Annotated in this window: 13 protein-coding genes and 1 riboswitch; of the genes, 9 read left to right on the top strand and 4 right to left on the bottom strand. The window is 73.1% G+C overall.

The genetic code is table 11. The features are described from left to right. Positions 1-10: 10 nt before the first annotated feature. From CNQ36_RS05900 to CNQ36_RS05875, 6 genes are all read left to right on the top strand, one after another. Positions 11-1453: a GuaB1 family IMP dehydrogenase-related protein gene (locus CNQ36_RS05900; protein WP_040908846.1), complete on the top strand. Its 1443-nt coding sequence runs from the start codon at positions 11-13 to the stop codon at positions 1451-1453. A gap of 287 nt (positions 1454-1740) precedes the next feature. Then, positions 1741-3219, top strand: a complete 1479-nt coding sequence (locus CNQ36_RS05895; RefSeq protein ID WP_121545218.1) for an amino acid permease — start codon at positions 1741-1743, stop codon at positions 3217-3219. 10 nt (positions 3220-3229) lie between these two features. Continuing rightward, positions 3230-3682, top strand: a complete 453-nt coding sequence (locus CNQ36_RS05890; protein ID WP_004934024.1) for an Lrp/AsnC family transcriptional regulator — start codon at positions 3230-3232, stop codon at positions 3680-3682. A 160-nt stretch (positions 3683-3842) separates the two neighbouring features. After that, entirely contained in the window at positions 3843-5042 is a 1200-nt protein-coding gene (locus CNQ36_RS05885; RefSeq protein ID WP_121545217.1) for an MFS transporter, read from the top strand. Positions 5043-5735: 693 nt separating this feature from the next. After that, entirely contained in the window at positions 5736-6524 is a 789-nt protein-coding gene (locus tag CNQ36_RS05880; protein ID WP_121545216.1) for a carbon-nitrogen hydrolase family protein, read from the top strand. Between the two features lie 37 nt (positions 6525-6561). Then, positions 6562-8259: a flavin monoamine oxidase family protein gene (locus CNQ36_RS05875; protein WP_004934035.1), complete on the top strand. Its 1698-nt coding sequence runs from the start codon at positions 6562-6564 to the stop codon at positions 8257-8259. 13 nt (positions 8260-8272) lie between these two features. Here CNQ36_RS05875 and CNQ36_RS05870 read toward each other — a convergent pair whose 3' ends face one another. Further along, a complete protein-coding gene (locus tag CNQ36_RS05870) occupies positions 8273-8947 on the bottom strand; it encodes a DUF5995 family protein (protein WP_121545215.1) in 675 nt (224 codons plus the stop codon). Positions 8948-9120: 173 nt separating this feature from the next. Between CNQ36_RS05870 and CNQ36_RS05865 the strand changes: the two genes are divergently transcribed. Beyond that, complete coding sequence (locus CNQ36_RS05865) at positions 9121-10236, top strand: glycoside hydrolase family 6 protein (protein WP_121545214.1); 1116 nt, start codon at positions 9121-9123, stop codon at positions 10234-10236. Here CNQ36_RS05865 and CNQ36_RS05860 read toward each other — a convergent pair. Next, on the bottom strand, positions 10218-11621 hold the full coding sequence (locus tag CNQ36_RS05860; RefSeq protein ID WP_040907695.1) for a uracil-xanthine permease family protein: 1404 nt from the start codon (positions 11619-11621) through the stop codon (positions 10218-10220). The two genes, CNQ36_RS05865 and CNQ36_RS05860, sit on opposite strands and share 19 nt — an antisense overlap. A gap of 175 nt (positions 11622-11796) precedes the next feature. Here CNQ36_RS05860 and CNQ36_RS05855 point away from each other — a divergent pair, with 175 nt between their 5' ends. Beyond that, the gene (locus CNQ36_RS05855) at positions 11797-12255 is read left to right on the top strand and encodes an acyl-CoA thioesterase (RefSeq protein ID WP_040907696.1); all 459 of its coding nucleotides are present in this window, start codon (positions 11797-11799) and stop codon (positions 12253-12255) included. On the opposite strand, the gene CNQ36_RS05850 is transcribed toward CNQ36_RS05855, so the two are convergent. Then, complete coding sequence (locus CNQ36_RS05850) at positions 12215-13423, bottom strand: MFS transporter (RefSeq protein ID WP_004934044.1); 1209 nt, start codon at positions 13421-13423, stop codon at positions 12215-12217. The two genes, CNQ36_RS05855 and CNQ36_RS05850, sit on opposite strands and share 41 nt — an antisense overlap. A gap of 155 nt (positions 13424-13578) precedes the next feature. On the opposite strand from CNQ36_RS05850, the gene CNQ36_RS05845 reads away from it, so the two are divergent. Next, on the top strand, positions 13579-14763 hold the full coding sequence (locus CNQ36_RS05845) for an ROK family transcriptional regulator (RefSeq protein WP_121545213.1): 1185 nt from the start codon (positions 13579-13581) through the stop codon (positions 14761-14763). Positions 14764-15220: 457 nt separating this feature from the next. On the opposite strand, the gene CNQ36_RS05840 is transcribed toward CNQ36_RS05845, so the two are convergent. Then, positions 15221-15979, bottom strand: a complete 759-nt coding sequence (locus CNQ36_RS05840) for an SDR family oxidoreductase (protein ID WP_121548379.1) — start codon at positions 15977-15979, stop codon at positions 15221-15223. Between the two features lie 406 nt (positions 15980-16385). Then, positions 16386-16516, top strand: a riboswitch (FMN riboswitch). Positions 16517-16606: the final 90 nt, after the last annotated feature.

Genomic DNA, 16606 nt, shown 5'->3' with positions numbered 1-16606 from the left:
TGTGCAGCACGTGCGTTTCCTCAACGACATCCGGCCCGCGTACGACCTGACGTACGACGACGTGTTCATGGTGCCGAGCCGCTCCGCGGTCGGTTCGCGTCAGGACGTGGACCTCAGTTCCCCGGACGGCACGGGCACCACCATCCCGCTCGTCGTCGCCAACATGACCGCCATCGCCGGACGCCGCATGGCCGAGACGGTGGCCCGGCGCGGCGGACTCGTGGTCATCCCGCAGGACATCCCGATCGAGGTCGTCACCGAGGTCGTCTCCTGGGTGAAGGGCCGGCACCACGTCCTGGACACCCCGATCGTGCTGGCCCCGCACCAGACCGTCGCCGACGCGCTCGCCCTGCTGCCCAAGCGCGCGCACAACGCGGGCGTCGTCGTCGACGCGGACCACCGGCCGGTCGGCGTGGTCACCGACACCGACCTGTCCGGCGTGGACCGCTTCACCCAGCTCACCGAGGTCATGTCCCGGGACCTGATCCTCATCGACGCCGGCACGGACCCGCGCGAGGCCTTCAACACCCTCGACGGCGCCAACCGGCGCTACGCGCCCGCCGTGGACGGCGAGGGCCGGCTCGCCGGCATCCTGACCCGCAAGGGCGCCCTGCGCGCCACCCTCTACACGCCGGCCGTCGACGCGAACGGCGGACTGCGCATCGCCGCCGCCGTCGGCATCAACGGCGACGTCGCCGGCAAGGCCCGGCAGCTGCTGGACGCCGGCGTCGACACGCTCGTCATCGACACCGCGCACGGCCACCAGGAGTCGATGATCAGCGCGCTGAAGCTGGTGCGCGACCTCGACCCGCAGGTGCCGGTCGTCGCCGGCAACGTGGTCGCCGCCGCGGGCGTGCGCGACCTGATCGAGGCCGGGGCGGACATCGTCAAGGTCGGTGTGGGCCCCGGCGCCATGTGCACCACCCGCATGATGACCGGCGTCGGCCGGCCGCAGTTCTCCGCCGTCCTGGAGTGCGCGGCCGAGGCCCGGAAGTACGGCAAGCACGTGTGGGCCGACGGCGGTGTCCGGCACCCGCGCGACGTGGCGATGGCGCTCGCCGCCGGCGCGTCCAACGTGATGATCGGCTCCTGGTTCGCCGGGACCCACGAGTCCCCCGGCGACCTCCAGCACGACGCGGGCGGCCGCCCCTACAAGGAGTCCTTCGGCATGGCCTCCGCGCGGGCCGTGCGCAACCGCACCTCGGAGGAGTCCCCCTACGACCGCGCCCGCAAGGCGCTGTTCGAGGAGGGCATCTCCACCTCCCGGATGTTCCTCGACCCGGCCCGGCCCGGAGTGGAGGATCTGATCGACTCGGTCATCGCGGGCGTCCGCTCCTCCTGCACCTACGCCGGCGCCGGATCGCTCGAGGAGTTCGCCGAGAAGGCCGTCGTCGGCATCCAGAGCGCCGCCGGCTACGCCGAGGGCAAGCCGCTGCACGCCAGCTGGAGCTGACGGCGGCCCTCCGGAGCGGGGCGGGTGTGCGGCGGGTGCGCGGTGTGCGGTCTGACCAGATGTGCGGCGGCCCACACCGTCCGCGCAACGAACACCCGTCCCGCCGGGAGGAACGCAATGATCTTGCGGCGGTGCGCAAGGTTGCTGCATTTCAGTAGCAACGAAGAACCTCGTAGGGTTACGCGCTGTACGTAGTGCGGCGGGGACCCGCCCGACGGGCCCCGGCTGTCACGGGACGCCCCCGGGTCCCTGCCGCGGAAGACCGGCAGTGACGAAGGAGCCAGCGCGTGCTCGACCAAGGCGCACCCCCGCACAACGGCCAGCCCGCCGCCCCGCCATCCCTGGGCGTCGGCGCGCGCCTCATGCGCCGCAAGCCGGTCGAACTGCTGGTCGCGGAGGGTGGCCGGGGCGACGGCGGCTCCCTGCGGCGCTCCCTCGGGCTGTGGCAGCTCACCATGATCAGCATCGGTGCGACCCTCGGTACCGGCATCTTCGTCGTCCTCGGCGAGGCCGTTCCCAAGGCCGGTCCCGCCGTCACGCTGTCCTTCGTCATCGCCGGCCTGACGGCCCTCTTCTCCGCCCTCTCCTACGCCGAGCTGGCGGGGACCATCCCGGTCTCCGGGTCCTCCTACTCGTATGCGTACGCAACGATGGGTGAGCTGATCGCCTGGATCTGCGGCTGGTGCCTGATGCTGGAGTACGGCGTGTCGGTCGCCGCCGTCGCCGTCGGCTGGGGCGAGTACCTCAACGAACTCCTCGACGGCACCATCGGCGTCACCCTCCCCGCCGCGCTGTCCGCCCCGCCCGGCGACGGCGGCGTCTTCAACCTGCCCGCGCTGATCGTCGTCCTGCTCGCCATGGCGTTCCTGATGGGCGGGGCCCGCGAGTCCGCCCGCGCCAACACGATCATGGTCGTGGTGAAGATCGCCGCGCTGGTGCTGTTCTGCGCCATCGGCGTCCAGGGCTTCCGCTCCGGCAACTACGAGAACTTCATGCCGCTCGGCATGGCCGGCGTCAGCGCGGCCGGGGCGACGCTCTTCTTCTCGTACATCGGCTTCGACGCCGCCTCCACCGCCGGTGAGGAGGCGAAGAACGCCCAGCGCGACCTGCCGCGCGCGATCATGCTCTCCCTCGTCATCGTGACCGCGCTGTACGTCCTCGTCGCCGCCGTCGCCGTGGGCGCCAAGCCCTGGCAGCACTTCACCGACTCCGAGGCCTCGCTGGCGCAGATCATGCGCGAGGTCACCGGCCAGAGCTTCTGGGGCACCCTGCTGGCGTTCTGCGCCGTCGTCGCCATCGCCAGCGTCGTCCTGACCGTGCTCTACGGCCAGACCCGCATCCTGTTCGCCATGTCCCGGGACGGGCTGGTGCCGAAGGCGTTCGGCCGGGTCAGCCCGAAGACCGGCACGCCCCGCACCAACACCCTGATCGTCTCCCTCTTCTGCGGCGTGCTCGCCGCCGCCGTTCCGCTCGGCCAGCTCGCCGACGCCACCAGCATCGGCACCCTGTTCGCCTTCGCGCTGGTCAACGTGGCCGTGGTGGTGCTGCGCCGGAGCCGCCCGGAGATGCCGCGCACCTTCCGGGTGCCGCTGTCGCCGCTGCTGCCCGCGCTGGGCTTCGCCTTCTGCGTGTGGATGATGGGCAGCCTGTCCACCGTCACCTGGGTGGTCTTCGGTGTCTGGATGGCCGTCGGGCTCGTGTTCTACTTCCTGTACGGCTACCGCCGCTCCCGGCTCGCCGCCCCCGCCACGTCTGAAGCGAAGTGAACCACCCGCAGTGCTGAACGATCTCGACGAACGCATCGTGCACGCCCTCGCCGAGGACGCCCGCCGCTCCTACGCGGACATCGGCCAGCTGATCGGCCTGTCCGCGCCCGCCGTGAAACGGCGCGTGGACCGGCTGCGGGCCACCGGGGCCATCACCGGCTTCACCGTACGGGTGGACCCCGCCGCCCTCGGCTGGGAGACCGAGGGGTTCGTGGAGATCTACTGCCGCGGGAACACCTCCCCGGAGACCATCCAGCGGGGCCTGGAGCGGTACCAGGAGGTGGTGGCCGCCTCCACCGTCACCGGGGAGGCCGACGCGGTCGCGCAGGTCTTCGCCTCCGACATGCGCCACTTCGAGCGGGTACTGGAACGCATCGCGGGTGAGCCGTTCGTGGAGCGGACCAAGTCGGTGCTGGTGCTGTCCCCGCTGCTGCGGCGGTTCTCTTCGGGGTCACCCGCGTAAAGGGCGGGCGCGGGGGGCGCCGCCCGGCTAGCATCGGTGCCATGACCTGGCGACATTGATCCCTCTGCGCCTCGTGCGCTCTGTGTGCCTCCCGAGGGCCGCCTCGGATGCCGTACGTCCTCGACGTCCGGTGTCCGAAACGCCCTTACGGGAAGGCCTCATGACTCTCACGCCCCCGCGTGTGTCCGACGTCCGCGTGCGACGGCTGACGACCACGCTGTACGGCTACGCGTTCCTCGAAGACTTCATCCTGCTGTACCCGGTGTACGCGCTGCTGTTCAGCGACGCCGGGCTGTCCGTCTGGCAGATCTCCTCGCTGTTCGCCCTCTGGTCGGTCACCGGTGTGCTGCTGGAGGTGCCCTCCGGCGTCTGGGCCGACGCGGTCTCCCGGCGGTTGCTGCTGTGGCTCGGTCCGCTGTTCACCGCGGCCGGCTTCGCGCTGTGGGTGCTCGTTCCGTCGTACGGTGCCTTCGCCCTCGGGTTCGTGCTGTGGGGGGTCGGCGGAGCGCTTGGCTCCGGTGCGCTGGAGGCGCTCGTCTACGACGAGCTGGAGCGGCTCGACGCGGCCGGCCGGTACGCCCGGGTGATGGGGCGGGCGCGGGCGGCGGGGCTGGTCGCCGTCATGGCGGCGATGGGGCTTGCCGGTCCTGTGCTCGCCTGGGGCGGCCATGCCGCGGTGGGCGGCGCGAGTGTGGTGGTGTGCCTGCTGGCGGCGGTCCTGGCGCTCCGGTTTCCGGAGCGGCGCTCGTCGGGGGACGGGCAGGTGGGCTGGACGGCGACGCTGCGTGCGGGACTCGCGGAGGCGCGTGCGGACCGGTCGGTGCGGGGGGCGTTGCTGCTGGTGCCGGCTGTGGGTGCCGTCTGGGGCGCTCTTGATGAGTACACGCCGCTGCTGGTGCGGGGGACGGGGGTCGCCGACGGGACCGTGCCGTATCTGCTGCTGCTGATCTGGGCGGGGGCCACTGCCGGGAGTCTGCTCGCGGGGGAGGGCGAGCGGCTCGGCTCGGGCGGGCTCGGTGTTCTGCTGGCCGGTGCGGGGGTGGCCCTGGCTGTCGGGGCGGCGGCCGGTTCGCCGGCGGGACTTCTTCTTGTGGCGCTCGCCTTCGGTGGTTTCCAGGCGGCGACGGTGCTGGCCGATGCGCGGCTGCAGCGGCGCATCGAGGACTCGGGGCGGGCGACCCTGACCTCGGTCGCGGGGCTGGGCACGGAACTGGCGACGGTCGCGGTGTACGGGGGATACGCGCTGATCGCGTCGGGGTACGCGCACAGCACGGCGTTCGTGGTCTTCGCGGTGCCGTATCTGGTGACGGCGGTGCTGCTTCTGGCCGGGAAGCGGGGCGGGCCGGGCCGTAGCGCCTGAGGCCGGTGGGTGGGGCGGGGGCGGGTCGGGGGTGGCCGTCCTCGGACTGGCGCGACTGCCCCGGCTGGAATACGTCAGGGGCGCGGACGCGCCAGCCACTGCGGGCGACCACCCCCGCCCCACCCCCTCCGCGCCGTCGGCGGCCATCCCCCACACCCGCCGCCAGCCGAGGGGAGTCGTGCCTCGCTCCGAGGGCAGCGCCCGTCTCCAGCCGCGGGGAGCACCCGCCGCGTTCCGCGGGCAGCTCCCGCCGCCAGCCGCGGGCAGCTCCCGCCGCCAGCCGCGGGCAGCTCCCGCCGCCCTCCGCAGGCACCACCCGCTGCCAGCCGCGGGCAGCACCCGCCGCGCTCAGCGGGGAGCACCCGTCGCCAGCCGCGGGGAGCACCCGCCGCGCTCCGCGGGCAGCGCCCGTCGCCAGCCGCGGGCAGTCGTGCCGCTGGGGCGGCACGGGTGGGCGCGACGGCACCCCGTAAGCGCCGGGCTGCGCAGACCACCCCCGGCCCACCCCCACGCCGGGCACCGGCACCGCACCGGGCACCGGTAGCACGGCGATGCAACGAATCGCCGCCCGCGCCCCAGCAGACGCAACGAACCGCTCACCGGCACGCAACAGCTCCGCCTTGTCCGGGCGAGCCGCCCGACCGTACCGTCTTCCTGACCCCCGAACCCCCCGCGTACCGGTGAGGAACACGCATGCGCACCGCCCTGCTCCAGAGCTCCGGACGGCCCGGATCCGTCGCCGAGAACCTCAAGGTCCTCGACGAGGCCGCCGGCCGCGCCGCCGCCGCGGGCGCCGGGCTGCTCGTCACCTCGGAGCTGTTCCTCACGGGGTACGCCGTCGGCGACGACATGCCCCGGCTCGCCGAGCCCGCAGACGGCGACGCGGCCGCCGCGATCGCCGGTACGGCCGCCCGGCACGGCCTGGCGATCGCCTACGGCTACCCCGAGCGGGACGGTGAGCGGGTCTTCAACTCGCTGCAGCTGATCTCCGCCGACGGCACGCGTCTCGCGAACTACCGCAAGACCCACCTCTTCGGCTGCTTCGAGCGGGAACACTTCACGCCGGGCGAGCAGTCCGTCGTCCAGGCGGAGCTGAACGGTCTCACCGTCGGCCTGATGATCTGCTACGACGTCGAGTTCCCGGAGAACGTGCGGGCCCACGCCCTCGCCGGCACCGACCTCCTGCTCGTGCCGACGGCACAGATGCACCCGTTCCAGTTCGTCGCCGAGCACATGGTGCCGGTGCGGGCCTTCGAGAACCAGATGTACGTGGCGTACGTCAACCGGGTCGGTCCGGAGGGCGAGTTCGAGTTCGTCGGGCTGTCCACGCTCGCCGGGCCCGACGGAGTGGCCCGCACCCGGGCCGGCCGCCACGAGGAACTGCTCCTCGCCGACGCCGACCCGGTGTTCCTCGCCGCCTCCCGTGAGGCGAACCCGTATCTGGCCGACCGCCGCCCCGGCCTCTACGGGTCCCTCGTCTGAACCCCACCGCTTCACCTGTGCAAGGAGTCCGTACCCCATGACGTCCACCGTGCCCAACGCCATCGAGCACGCCGACGAGCAGCAGCCGCCGATCACCATGTTCGGCCCGGACTTCCCGTACGCGTACGACGACTTCCTCGCCCACCCGGCCGGCCTCGGCCAGGTGCCGGCGACCGCGCACGGCACCGAGGTGGCGGTCATCGGCGGCGGACTGTCCGGCATCGTCGCCGCGTACGAGCTGATGAAGATGGGGCTGAAGCCGGTCGTCTACGAGGCCGACCGGATCGGCGGACGGCTGCGGACCGTGGGCTTCGAGGGCTGCGACCCCTCCCTGACCGCCGAGATGGGCGCGATGCGCTTCCCGCCGTCCTCCACGGCGCTCCGGCACTACATCGACCTCGCGGGACTGGAGACCCGGCCGTTCCCCAACCCGCTCGCCGAGGCCACGCCCTCGACCGTCGTGGACCTGAAGGGCGAGTCGCACTACGCCGAGACCCTCGACGACCTGCCCCAGGTCTACCGTGACGTGGCCGACGCCTGGGCCCGCTGCCTGGAGGAGGGCGCCGACTTCTCCGACATGAACCGCGCCCTGCGCGAGCGGGACGTCCCGCGCATCCGCGAGATCTGGGCGAAGCTGGTCGAGAGGCTCGACAACCAGACCTTCTACGGTTTCCTCTGCGACTCCGAGGCCTTCAAGTCCTTCCGGCACCGCGAGATCTTCGGCCAGGTCGGCTTCGGCACCGGCGGCTGGGACACCGACTTCCCCAACTCCATCCTGGAGATCCTGCGGGTCGTCTACACCGAGGCCGACGACCACCACCGCGGCATCGTCGGCGGCTCCCAGCAACTGCCGCTCAGGCTGTGGGAGCGCGAGCCGGAGAAGATCGTCCACTGGCCCTACGGCACCTCGCTGCGGTCCCTGCACGTGGACGGCGAGCCCCGCCCGGCGGTCACGCGGCTCAACCGCACCGCCGGCAACCACATCACGGTGACGGACGCGAACGGCGACATCCGCACCTACCCGGCGGCGATCTTCACCGCCCAGTCCTGGATGCTGCTGTCCAAGATCGCCTGCGACGACTCGCTGTTCCCGATCGACCACTGGACGGCCATCGAGCGCACCCACTACATGGAGAGCTCCAAGCTCTTCGTGCCCGTCGACCGGCCGTTCTGGCTCGACAAGGACGAGGAGACCGGGCGGGACGTCATGTCGATGACGCTCACGGACCGGATGACGCGCGGGACGTACCTGCTGGACGACGGCCCGGACAAGCCGGCCGTGATCTGTCTGTCGTACACCTGGTGCGACGACAGCCTGAAGTGGCTCCCGCTGTCCGCGAACGAGCGGATGGAGGTCATGCTGAAGTCGCTCGGCGAGATCTACCCCAAGGTCGACATCAGGAAGCACGTCATCGGCAACCCGGTCACCGTCTCCTGGGAGAACGAGCCCTACTTCATGGGCGCGTTCAAGGCCAACCTGCCCGGCCACTACCGCTACCAGCGGCGCCTGTTCACCCACTTCATGCAGGACGGACTGCCCGAGGACAAGCGGGGCATCTTCCTGGCCGGCGACGACATCTCCTGGACGGCGGGCTGGGCCGAGGGCGCCGTCCAGACCGCGCTGAACGCGGTCTGGGGCGTCATGCACCACTTCGGCGGCGAGACCGACCCGACCAACCCCGGCCCGGGCGACCTCTACACGGAACTCGCCCCGGTCGAACTGCCCGAGGACTGAGCCCGACACCGGATCAGTGCGGCAGCGGCGTCAGGAGCATCCGGCCGGCGAAGCCGACCGCCGTGTCCAGACGGTCGGTGAACTCACCTGCGACCTCGGGCTGTTGGCGCAGCGCCCACAGCGCCCGGGCCGCCGTCCAGGCGGCGTCCCGGGCGCGTTCCAGGCTCCACGCGCCGAGCAGATGGGTCAGCGGGTCGGCGATCCGCAGCAGCTCGGGGCCCGGGGTCAGCTCCTCGCGGATACGGTCCTCCAGCGCGACGAGGAGATCGCCCACGGCGTCGAACTCCCCCTCCAGGTCCTCCGGTTCGCAGGCGAGGCTACGACAGGCGTCCACCACGGCGAGCGCGAGGTCGTGGCCGATGTGCGCGTTGGCGCCCGCGAGGGCGAACTGCAGGGGACGTACCCCGGGATGGTGGCGGGACTGGAACAGCGGACGCCAGCACGCGGGGGGCCGCACCGCGTCCACCGCGGTCAGATAGCGCTCCGCGCACCGCACGTCCAGCGTGATCGCCGTGCCTGGGGCCGGTGACCGGCGGGTGCCGACGCGCCGGTCACCGGCCTCCGCGACGGCGAGGTAGACACGGTTGAAGACGGCGACCCCGTCCCGCGCGGACAGGGCCGCGTCGAGGGCGCGCATACGGGAGACGACCCCGTCCGCGGACATGAGGACTTGCTCGTATTGCGCCATGCGCGCAGAGTCGCACCTTTAGGGTGGCACCGGTGGCGGCGGGCCCGGTACATCCCCGGATCGGGGGAACGCGCCCGCCGTGGGGGAGGGGGAGCATTACCGTGTCAGGCTCGCGTGCCCGGCGCCTGTCCGCGCGGAGGGCGGAGCGCAGACGCGCCGCCCGGCGCGGCACTATGGTCGCGGCGGCCTCCGTGGTGGTCGCGGTCGGCACCGTCACCGGAATGATGTCGGCGGCCGGCGACGGAGGCGGCTCGGACGAGGCGCGCCCGCGGGTGACCTCCGCGCCGCGCCTGGAACCGCTGCCCGCGCCGTCGCCCCCGCCGTCCGCCGCCGGGTCCGCTTCGCCGACGACGGGCCCGGAGAAGAAGGCGGGGCCGAAGCCGTCCGCTTCGGGGGCGGAGAGGAGGCGGCAGGCCGTTCCCGTGTCCACCCGCCTCTACCGGCACCCCGAGAGCCGGGTCCTGGACTGGGTGCGGGGGAACCCCGGGGACCCGCGCCGGGCGGTCATAGAGTCCCGTATCGCCGGACGGCCGGCCGCCGTGTGGTTCGCGGACTACTCCCCGGACTCGATCACCGCCCGGGTGCGTGCCGTGGCCTCCGGCGGCGCCGCGCGGGGACAGGTGCCCGTGCTCGTGCCGTACGCGATCCCCGACCGCGACTGCGGCGGGCACTCCGGGGGCGGGGCGCCCGACCTGGCCGCCTACGACGAGTGGATCGACCGGTTCGCCGCCGGGCTGGGAGGCGGGGAGGTCGTCGTGGTCCTGGAACCCGACTCGATCGCCCAGTCCGACTGCCTCCCTGCGGGACGGCGCGCCGACCGCTTCGCCTCGCTGGCCCGGGCCGGCCGGGTGCTGAAGGACGCCAACCCCCGGGCGCGGGTCTACTTCGACGCCGGGCACTCCGGCTGGCACGCCCCGGCCAAGCAGGCGAGCCTGCTGCGGCAGGCCGGGGCCGCCTCGGCCGACTCCTCCGACGGTGTGTTCAGCAACGTCTCCAACTTCCACGGCACGGCCGACGAGATGGCCTACGACCGGGCCGTGCTCGACGCCCTCGCCGGGCCGCCGGGCCTCGGCGCGGTGATCGACACCAGCCGCAACGGCAACGGCGCCCCCTCGGACGGCGAGTGGTGCGACCCGGCCGGCCGCAAGCTCGGCCGGGCGCCTTCGCTCAGCACCGGGGAGTCCCGGATCGACGCCTACCTGTGGGTCAAGCTGCCCGGGGAGTCGGACGGCTGCGAGGGGGAGCCGGGCGCCTTCAGCCCTTCGTACGCCTACGACTTGGCGCGCTGATCGCCCTCGGTGCCCTCCGTGTCGTAGGAGGACGTGCCCTCGTCGAGCAGCGGCTCCTGCGTCTTGAGGTGGGCCGGCGCGAAGGCGCGCAGCGCGTGGTAGCCGGTGATGACGACCAGCGTGCCGAGGGCGATACCGCTGAGCGAGAAGGTGTCGGTGAACTCCATGCTGACGTTGCCGACACCGATGATGATGCCCGCCGCGGCCGGCACCAGGTTCAGCGGATTGCGCAGGTCCACCTTGGCGTTGATCCAGATCTGGGCGCCGAGCAGGCCGATCATGCCGTACAGGATGACGGTGATCCCGCCGAGCACACCGCCCGGGATGGCCGCCACGACCGCGCCGAACTTCGGGCAGAGGCCGAACAGCAGGGCGAAACCGGCGGCGGCCCAGTACGCGGCCGTGGAGTAGACGCGGGTCGCGGCCATCACGCCGATGTTCTCGGAGTAGGTGGTGTTGGGCGGGCCGCCCACCGCGGTGGACAGCATGGAGCCGACGCCGTCGGCGGAGATGGCCGTGCCGAGCTTGTCGTCGAGGTTGTCGCCGGTCATCTCGCCGACCGCCTTGACGTGTCCGGCGTTCTCGGCGATCAGCGCGATGACCACCGGCAGCGCGACCAGGATCGCCGACCACTCGAAGGACGGGCCGTGCAGGGCCGGCAGGCCGATCCAGTCGGCCTGGCCCACCCCGGAGAGGTCCAGGCGCCAGTGGTCGGTGACCTTGCCGCTCGCGTCGGCCGAGTGGATCCGCCCGAAGACCCGGTCCAGCGCCCAGGACAGGACGTAGCCGAAGACCAGCCCGAGGAAGATCGCGATCCGGGACCAGAAGCCGCGCAGACAGACCACGGCCAGACCGGTGAACAGCATCACGAACAGGGCGGTCCACTGGTCCTGCGGCCAGTAGGTCGCCGCGGTCACCGGAGCCAGGTTGAAGCCGATGAGCATCACCACCGCGCCGGTCACGATCGGCGGCATCGCGGCGTGGATGATCCGCGCGCCGAACCGGCGCACCGCGAGACCCACCAGGAACAGCGCGGCCCCCACCACGAACACCGCGCCGGTGACGGTGGCGCTGGAGCCGCCCTGCGCCCGGATGACCGCCGCGACGCCGACGAAGGAGAGCGAGCAGCCCAGGTAGCTGGGCACCCGGCCGCGGGTGGCCAGCAGGAAGACGATCGTGGCGACGCCCGACATCATGATCGCCAGGTTGGGGTCCAGACCCATGAGCACCGGCGCGACGAAGGAGGCGCCGAACATCGCGACGACGTGCTGGGCGCCCAGTCCCGCCGTGCGCGGCCAGGAGAGCCGTTCGTCGGGGCGGACCACCGCGCCGGGTGCCGGGGTGCGTCCGTCGCCGTGCAGTTTCCACCGGACGCCGAGATTCATGGGGTGTCGCTTTCGTCGTACGTGCAGCGTGTCCGGACCATTGTGCGGGCTGAGCAGCGGTGCTCCGTACCGGCGGGCGGGCCGGGGAGGCCCGGCTGAGCGTCTGCTTAGGATGAGGGCGCGCCGCTGTTGGATGTAAGCGGCACCCATTCCGTACGTCCCTGGAGTCCCGCCCGTGACCGCCGAAGCCCCGCCCGCCCCCGCCCTGTCGTACGGCCGGCTGATCCCCGTGACCGTCCACTTCGACGACCTCGACGCGCTGGGACTGCTGCACAACGCCCGCTACCCGCTGCTGGTCGAGCGGGCGTGGACCGAGCTGTGGCAGGAGAAGGGCGTCCGCTTCGAGGGCGACTGGGTGGCGGCGGGCGACGCCTGCAACGCGGTCAGGGAACTGCGCATCGGCTACGAGGCGCCCGTCACCCGGGCCGGCGCGTACGCCGTCCACCTGTGGCTGGAGCGGCTCGGCACGACCGGGCTGACCTACGGCTTCCGCTTCTGCTCGGAGGACGGCGCGGTGACCTACGCGCGGGGCAGCCGGGTGCTGGTGCGGCTGGACGCCACGACCCTGCGCCCGGCGCCCTGGAGCGAGACGTTCAGGGACGCGGGTCGGGAACTGCTGCGTCCGGGCGGCTGATCCGCTTCGTGCGGTCTCCCGCCCGCAGCACGCTCGCGAAGCCGGCGATGCCGCACGACAGCACCGTCACCAGCACGAACGACACCATCAGACTGGTCGCCTGGGCCAGCAGGCCGATCGCGCTCGGGGCGATCAGGCCCGAGGTGTAGGTGATGGTCGCGACGCCCGCGATCGCCAGGCTCGGGTTGGCGCCGCTGCGGCCGGCGGCGGCGAAGCACAGCGGCACGACCACCGCGATGCCGAGCCCCATCAGCGCGAAGCCGCCCATCGCCATGGCGGGGTGCTCGGCGAACACGATGAGCAGTCCGCCGAGGACCGCGACCACACCGCTCGCGCGGACCGTGCGGACGGCGCCGTAGCGGTCCACCACACGGTCGCCGGCGATCCGGGCGATCGCCATGGTGAGCGTGAAACCGGTGGTGCAGGCCGCCGCGAGACCGGCCGAGGTCTCCAGCTGGTCGCGCAGATAGACCGCCGACCAGTCCAGGCTCGCGCCCTCCGCGAACACCGCGCAGAACCCGATCGCGCCGATGAGCAGCGCGGAGCGGGGCGGCAGCGCGAACCGCGGCGGCGGTTCCTCGTCCTCGGCCGGCTGCAGGTCGAGGACCCAGGCGCAGGCCGTCACGCCCGCCGCCGTCAGGACCGCTGCCGCGAGGGCGTGGTGCAGCCGGGCGTCCGAGCCCAGGTGGGCGGCGAGCGTGCCGGCCGCCGAACCGACCAGTGCGCCGGCGCTCCACATGCCGTGCAGTCCGGACATGATCGACTTGTTGAGACGGTTCTCCACCTCCACGCCGAGCGCGTTCATCGCCACGTCGGACATGCCGGCACTGGCGCCGTAGACGAACAGGGCGAGGCAGAGGGTGAGGAGGTTCGGGGCGACCGACGGCAGGACGAGAGCGAGCGTCCACAGCGCGATCAGCCCGCGCAGCGCGGTGCGGGCGCCGAAACGGTGGCTGATGCCGCCGGCCAGCGGCATCGCCACGGACGCGCCGAGCGCCGGGAAGGCGAGCGCGAGGCCCAACTGCCCCGCGCTGACTCCGGCGTGGTCCTGGATCCAGGGGACCCGGGTGGCGAACGAGCCGGTGACCGCGCCGTGCACGGCGAACACGGCTCCCACGGCATACCGCGCCCGCCTCACCTCGCGCTGTGCGTACACCCCTGCACTCATCTCCCCGCCCCTCCCGATGGTCCGTTCCGTCAAGCGCCGCCGTAAACTATCAGGAACCCTGCCTGAAAGATAAGAGGGTGGTGAGTCCGCCCCCGCTCGTTCCGCGCTGCCGGTCCTCGCGCCGACCGGTCCCGCCGATCTGGAAGGATCCCGGCATGGCCGCATCCCCGAGCACCGCCAGAGCCATCAACGACCGGCTCGCCCTGCGCCTGCTCCAGCAGGAAGGCCCTCTGACCGCAGGGCAGTTGAAGCAGCTCACCGGGCTGTCCCGGCCGACCGTCGCCGACCTCGTCGAACGGCTCACCGACGCCGGGCTCATCGCGGTGGTCGGCGAGGCGGGGGAGCAGCGCCGCGGACCCAACGCCAGGCTGTACGGCATCGTCGCCGGCCGGGCGCACCTGGCCGCGCTGGACGTCCGCACCGAGGGCGTCTCCGTGGTCGTGTCGGACCTCGTCGGCGGGGTGCTGGCCGAGGCGTCCCTGCCCATCACCGGCGACGCGGGGACCGGGCCGGCGGTCGAGCAGGCGGTGGCGCTGGTCGAACGGACGGTGAAGGAGGCGGGCGCCGACCGGCTGCACACCGTCGGGATCGGGGCGCCCGGCCTGATCGACCCCGCGAGCGGCGAACTCCGCGACTCCACCGGCCTGCCCGAGTGGCACCGGCGCCTGGTCGCCGCGCTCCAGGAGCGGCTGCCCGAGGCCCGGGTCATCGTGGAGAACGAGACCAACCTCGCCGCGCTGGCCGAGCAGCGCGACGGGGCGGCCCGGGACCGCGACACCTTCGTCCTGCTGTGGCTGGGCCACGGCACCGGCGCCGCCGTGATCCTCGACGGCACCCTGCGCAGGGGCGCCTCCGGTGGCACGGGCGAGATCGGCTTCCTGCCGGTACCGGGCACGCGCGGGCTGCCGTCCGCCACCGACTGCGCGGGCGGCTTCCACTCCCTGGCGGGGGCGGCGGCGGTCGCCGAGCTGGCGGGGGAGTACGGCGTGACGGCGGAGCCCGGGACCGAGCCGCCGGCGGCCGGGGCGGTGCGGACGGCCGTGGCCGGGACCGGGTCCCCGGAAGCACGCTTCCTGGACACCCTGGCCGACCGGATCGCGGTGGGCGCCGCCGCGGTGGTCGCGCTGCTGGACCCCGGGTACGTGGTCCTGGGCGGCGAGATCGGCCGGGCGGGCGGCGAACCGCTCGCCGCCCGGGTGCGGGACCGCCTCGCCGTAATGTCCCCGCTGCCCGCCGACGTGCGCCCCAGCACCCTGGGCGGCGGCGCGGTCCTGCGCGGAGCCCTCCTGACGGCCCGCGACCACGCCCAGAACGACCTCTTCGGCGCGTCCGCCCACTAAGGGCCTGTTGCGAATATGCCGCCTGCCTCAGGGGGCGTCGTCGGGATCCTGCCGGGGAGCCCCCGGCGGCGTCGTGGCCGGTTGCCGGGCGGCGCCCCGCCGCCCGCCTCCGCCCAGCGACCGCGCCCACCGGCCGCGTTCGGCCGCGCCGTCGGGCGTCACCCCGGGAGCAGGCCCGAGCCGGAGGACTCCTCCTGGCCTGCGCGTGCCGGCCCGCCTGGCGCATACCCGCCGAGGCCGCTTCCGGAGGCTGCGGACCGGGGTGGCTCAGGTCCGGACCCCTCGGCGACTGCCGTGGCCCGACTGCCACGCCCGGCCCCCGGCGCCGGCGCGTGACTGCACCGGCGGGTCGGGCCAGGGGGTTTCGGCCGTCGGTCGCCACGCCCGTTCACCAGGTTCCGGATGTCGGTCGCGGGGCGGCCACGGAGGGCCGGGAGGTGGTCCGGGCCCGGTCGGGTCAGCGGTGCGCGGCGGTGGCCGGGAACCGCTTCCTCAGGTACTCGTCGAACGTGCCCTTGCCCACCGCCCGTTCCGGGGCGAGGTGGCCGCCGTCGCGGAAGGCGTCGTACGCCGCGCCCCGCAAGGGGACCTTCACCACCGCACGGCGGCGGCCGGACGCCTTCAGATAGGCGCGGGCCAAGGAGTCGAACGTACGTACCTCCGGGCCGCCCATGTCGTCCGCGCGGCCGGCCGGCGCGCCCTGCGCCAGCTCCGCCAGCCGGTCCGCCACCTCGGTGACCTCGACCGGCTGGTCCTTCACCCTGGCCGGCAGCAGCAGGACCGGCAGCTTCGCCATGCCCTGGAGCACCGTGAGCACCAGATCGTGGAACTGGGTGGCGCGCAGCACCGTCCAGCCCAGCCCCGACTCCTCGACCAGCCGTTCCACCGCCAGCTTGGTTTTGTAGTAACCGAACGGCACGCGGTCGACACCGACGATCGAGATGTACACCAGATGCCCGGCCCCGGCCCGCCGGGCCGCGGCGATCAGATTCCGCGCGGCCTGCTCGTCGCCGCCCCGCGCGGACGTCGCGCAGTGCACGATCGTGTCCGCGCCCGTGACGGCGGCGTCCAGCCCGCTCCCGCCCTCCCGCAGGTCGACGGCGTACGGCGGAGTGTGCCGGCTGAGCACCCGCACCTCGTGCCCGGCCGCGCGGAGCCGTTCGGTGACATGCCGGCCGAGCGTTCCGGTTCCGCCGGTCACCAGGATCGTCGTCATGCTGTTCAGCCCCTTCGGACACCCGTCGGCCGGCCGTGCCGGCTCATGTCGTACGCCGTCCAGCTTCGCCGGGCCCGGCACCCCGCGCATCCGCGCGTGGTGAGGCCCGGCGGCGGGCAAGGGCCGTCGTCACCGCCGCCGGGCCGGTTCCGGGTCGAGGTGTCCCACGCCTGGCCGCAGGCGCACGGGGTTCCTCCCACGGAGGTCGACGCAGACCCTAAGAGGACTAGACCACTGCGTCAATAGGTACGGACCAACTGGGCGAGGCTCTCAAGCGCGTTCCAGGGGTGGGGAGTTGTCGCCCAAGCGCGCAAAGTCGCGCCACAGTCACCCCTTGTGAGCCACTCCACACCCCTCGCCCGCATGGAGGGCGGCCGGTCGTGGCACACTGGCCCTGTACCAGTAGCAGCGCACTCCGGGGTCGGTGAAAGTCCGAACCGGCGGTTACAGTCCGCGACCCGGTCGCCTCCAGCGGCCGGTTGACCAGGTGAAATTCCTGGACCGACGGTTAAAGTCCGGATGGGAGGCAGTGCGCGGCGGGCGGGCATCCATGCGCGCCGCCGTACCGGTTCGCCGTGGAGGCGAGCCCTGTCCGGCGTCGCTCCCGGTGTCGTCGTCCGCGGTTTC

The sequence above is a fragment of the Streptomyces fungicidicus genome (assembly GCF_003665435.1).
In the GTDB taxonomy this organism is placed as follows: Bacteria; Actinomycetota; Actinomycetes; order Streptomycetales; family Streptomycetaceae; genus Streptomyces; species Streptomyces fungicidicus.
The sequence above is the reverse complement of the archived record's forward strand: the minus strand, read 5'-3'. Positions and strand labels throughout refer to the sequence as shown.

Bases quoted from the DNA above. Each gene is read 5' to 3' on its own strand.
- CNQ36_RS05860 (WP_040907695.1), bottom strand. From the start codon at position 11,621: ATGAATCTCGGCGTCCGGTGGAAACTGCACGGCGACGGACGCACCCCG.
- CNQ36_RS05840 (WP_121548379.1), bottom strand. From the start codon at position 15,979: ATGACGACGATCCTGGTGACCGGCGGAACCGGAACGCTCGGCCGGCAT.
- CNQ36_RS05850 (WP_004934044.1), bottom strand. From the start codon at position 13,423: ATGAGTGCAGGGGTGTACGCACAGCGCGAGGTGAGGCGGGCGCGGTAT.
- CNQ36_RS05870 (WP_121545215.1), bottom strand. From the start codon at position 8,947: ATGGCGCAATACGAGCAAGTCCTCATGTCCGCGGACGGGGTCGTCTCC.
- CNQ36_RS05845 (WP_121545213.1), top strand. From the start codon at position 13,579: ATGGCCGCATCCCCGAGCACCGCCAGAGCCATCAACGACCGGCTCGCC.
- CNQ36_RS05865 (WP_121545214.1), top strand. From the start codon at position 9,121: ATGGTCGCGGCGGCCTCCGTGGTGGTCGCGGTCGGCACCGTCACCGGA.
- CNQ36_RS05885 (WP_121545217.1), top strand. From the start codon at position 3,843: ATGACTCTCACGCCCCCGCGTGTGTCCGACGTCCGCGTGCGACGGCTG.
- CNQ36_RS05875 (WP_004934035.1), top strand. From the start codon at position 6,562: ATGACGTCCACCGTGCCCAACGCCATCGAGCACGCCGACGAGCAGCAG.
- CNQ36_RS05880 (WP_121545216.1), top strand. From the start codon at position 5,736: ATGCGCACCGCCCTGCTCCAGAGCTCCGGACGGCCCGGATCCGTCGCC.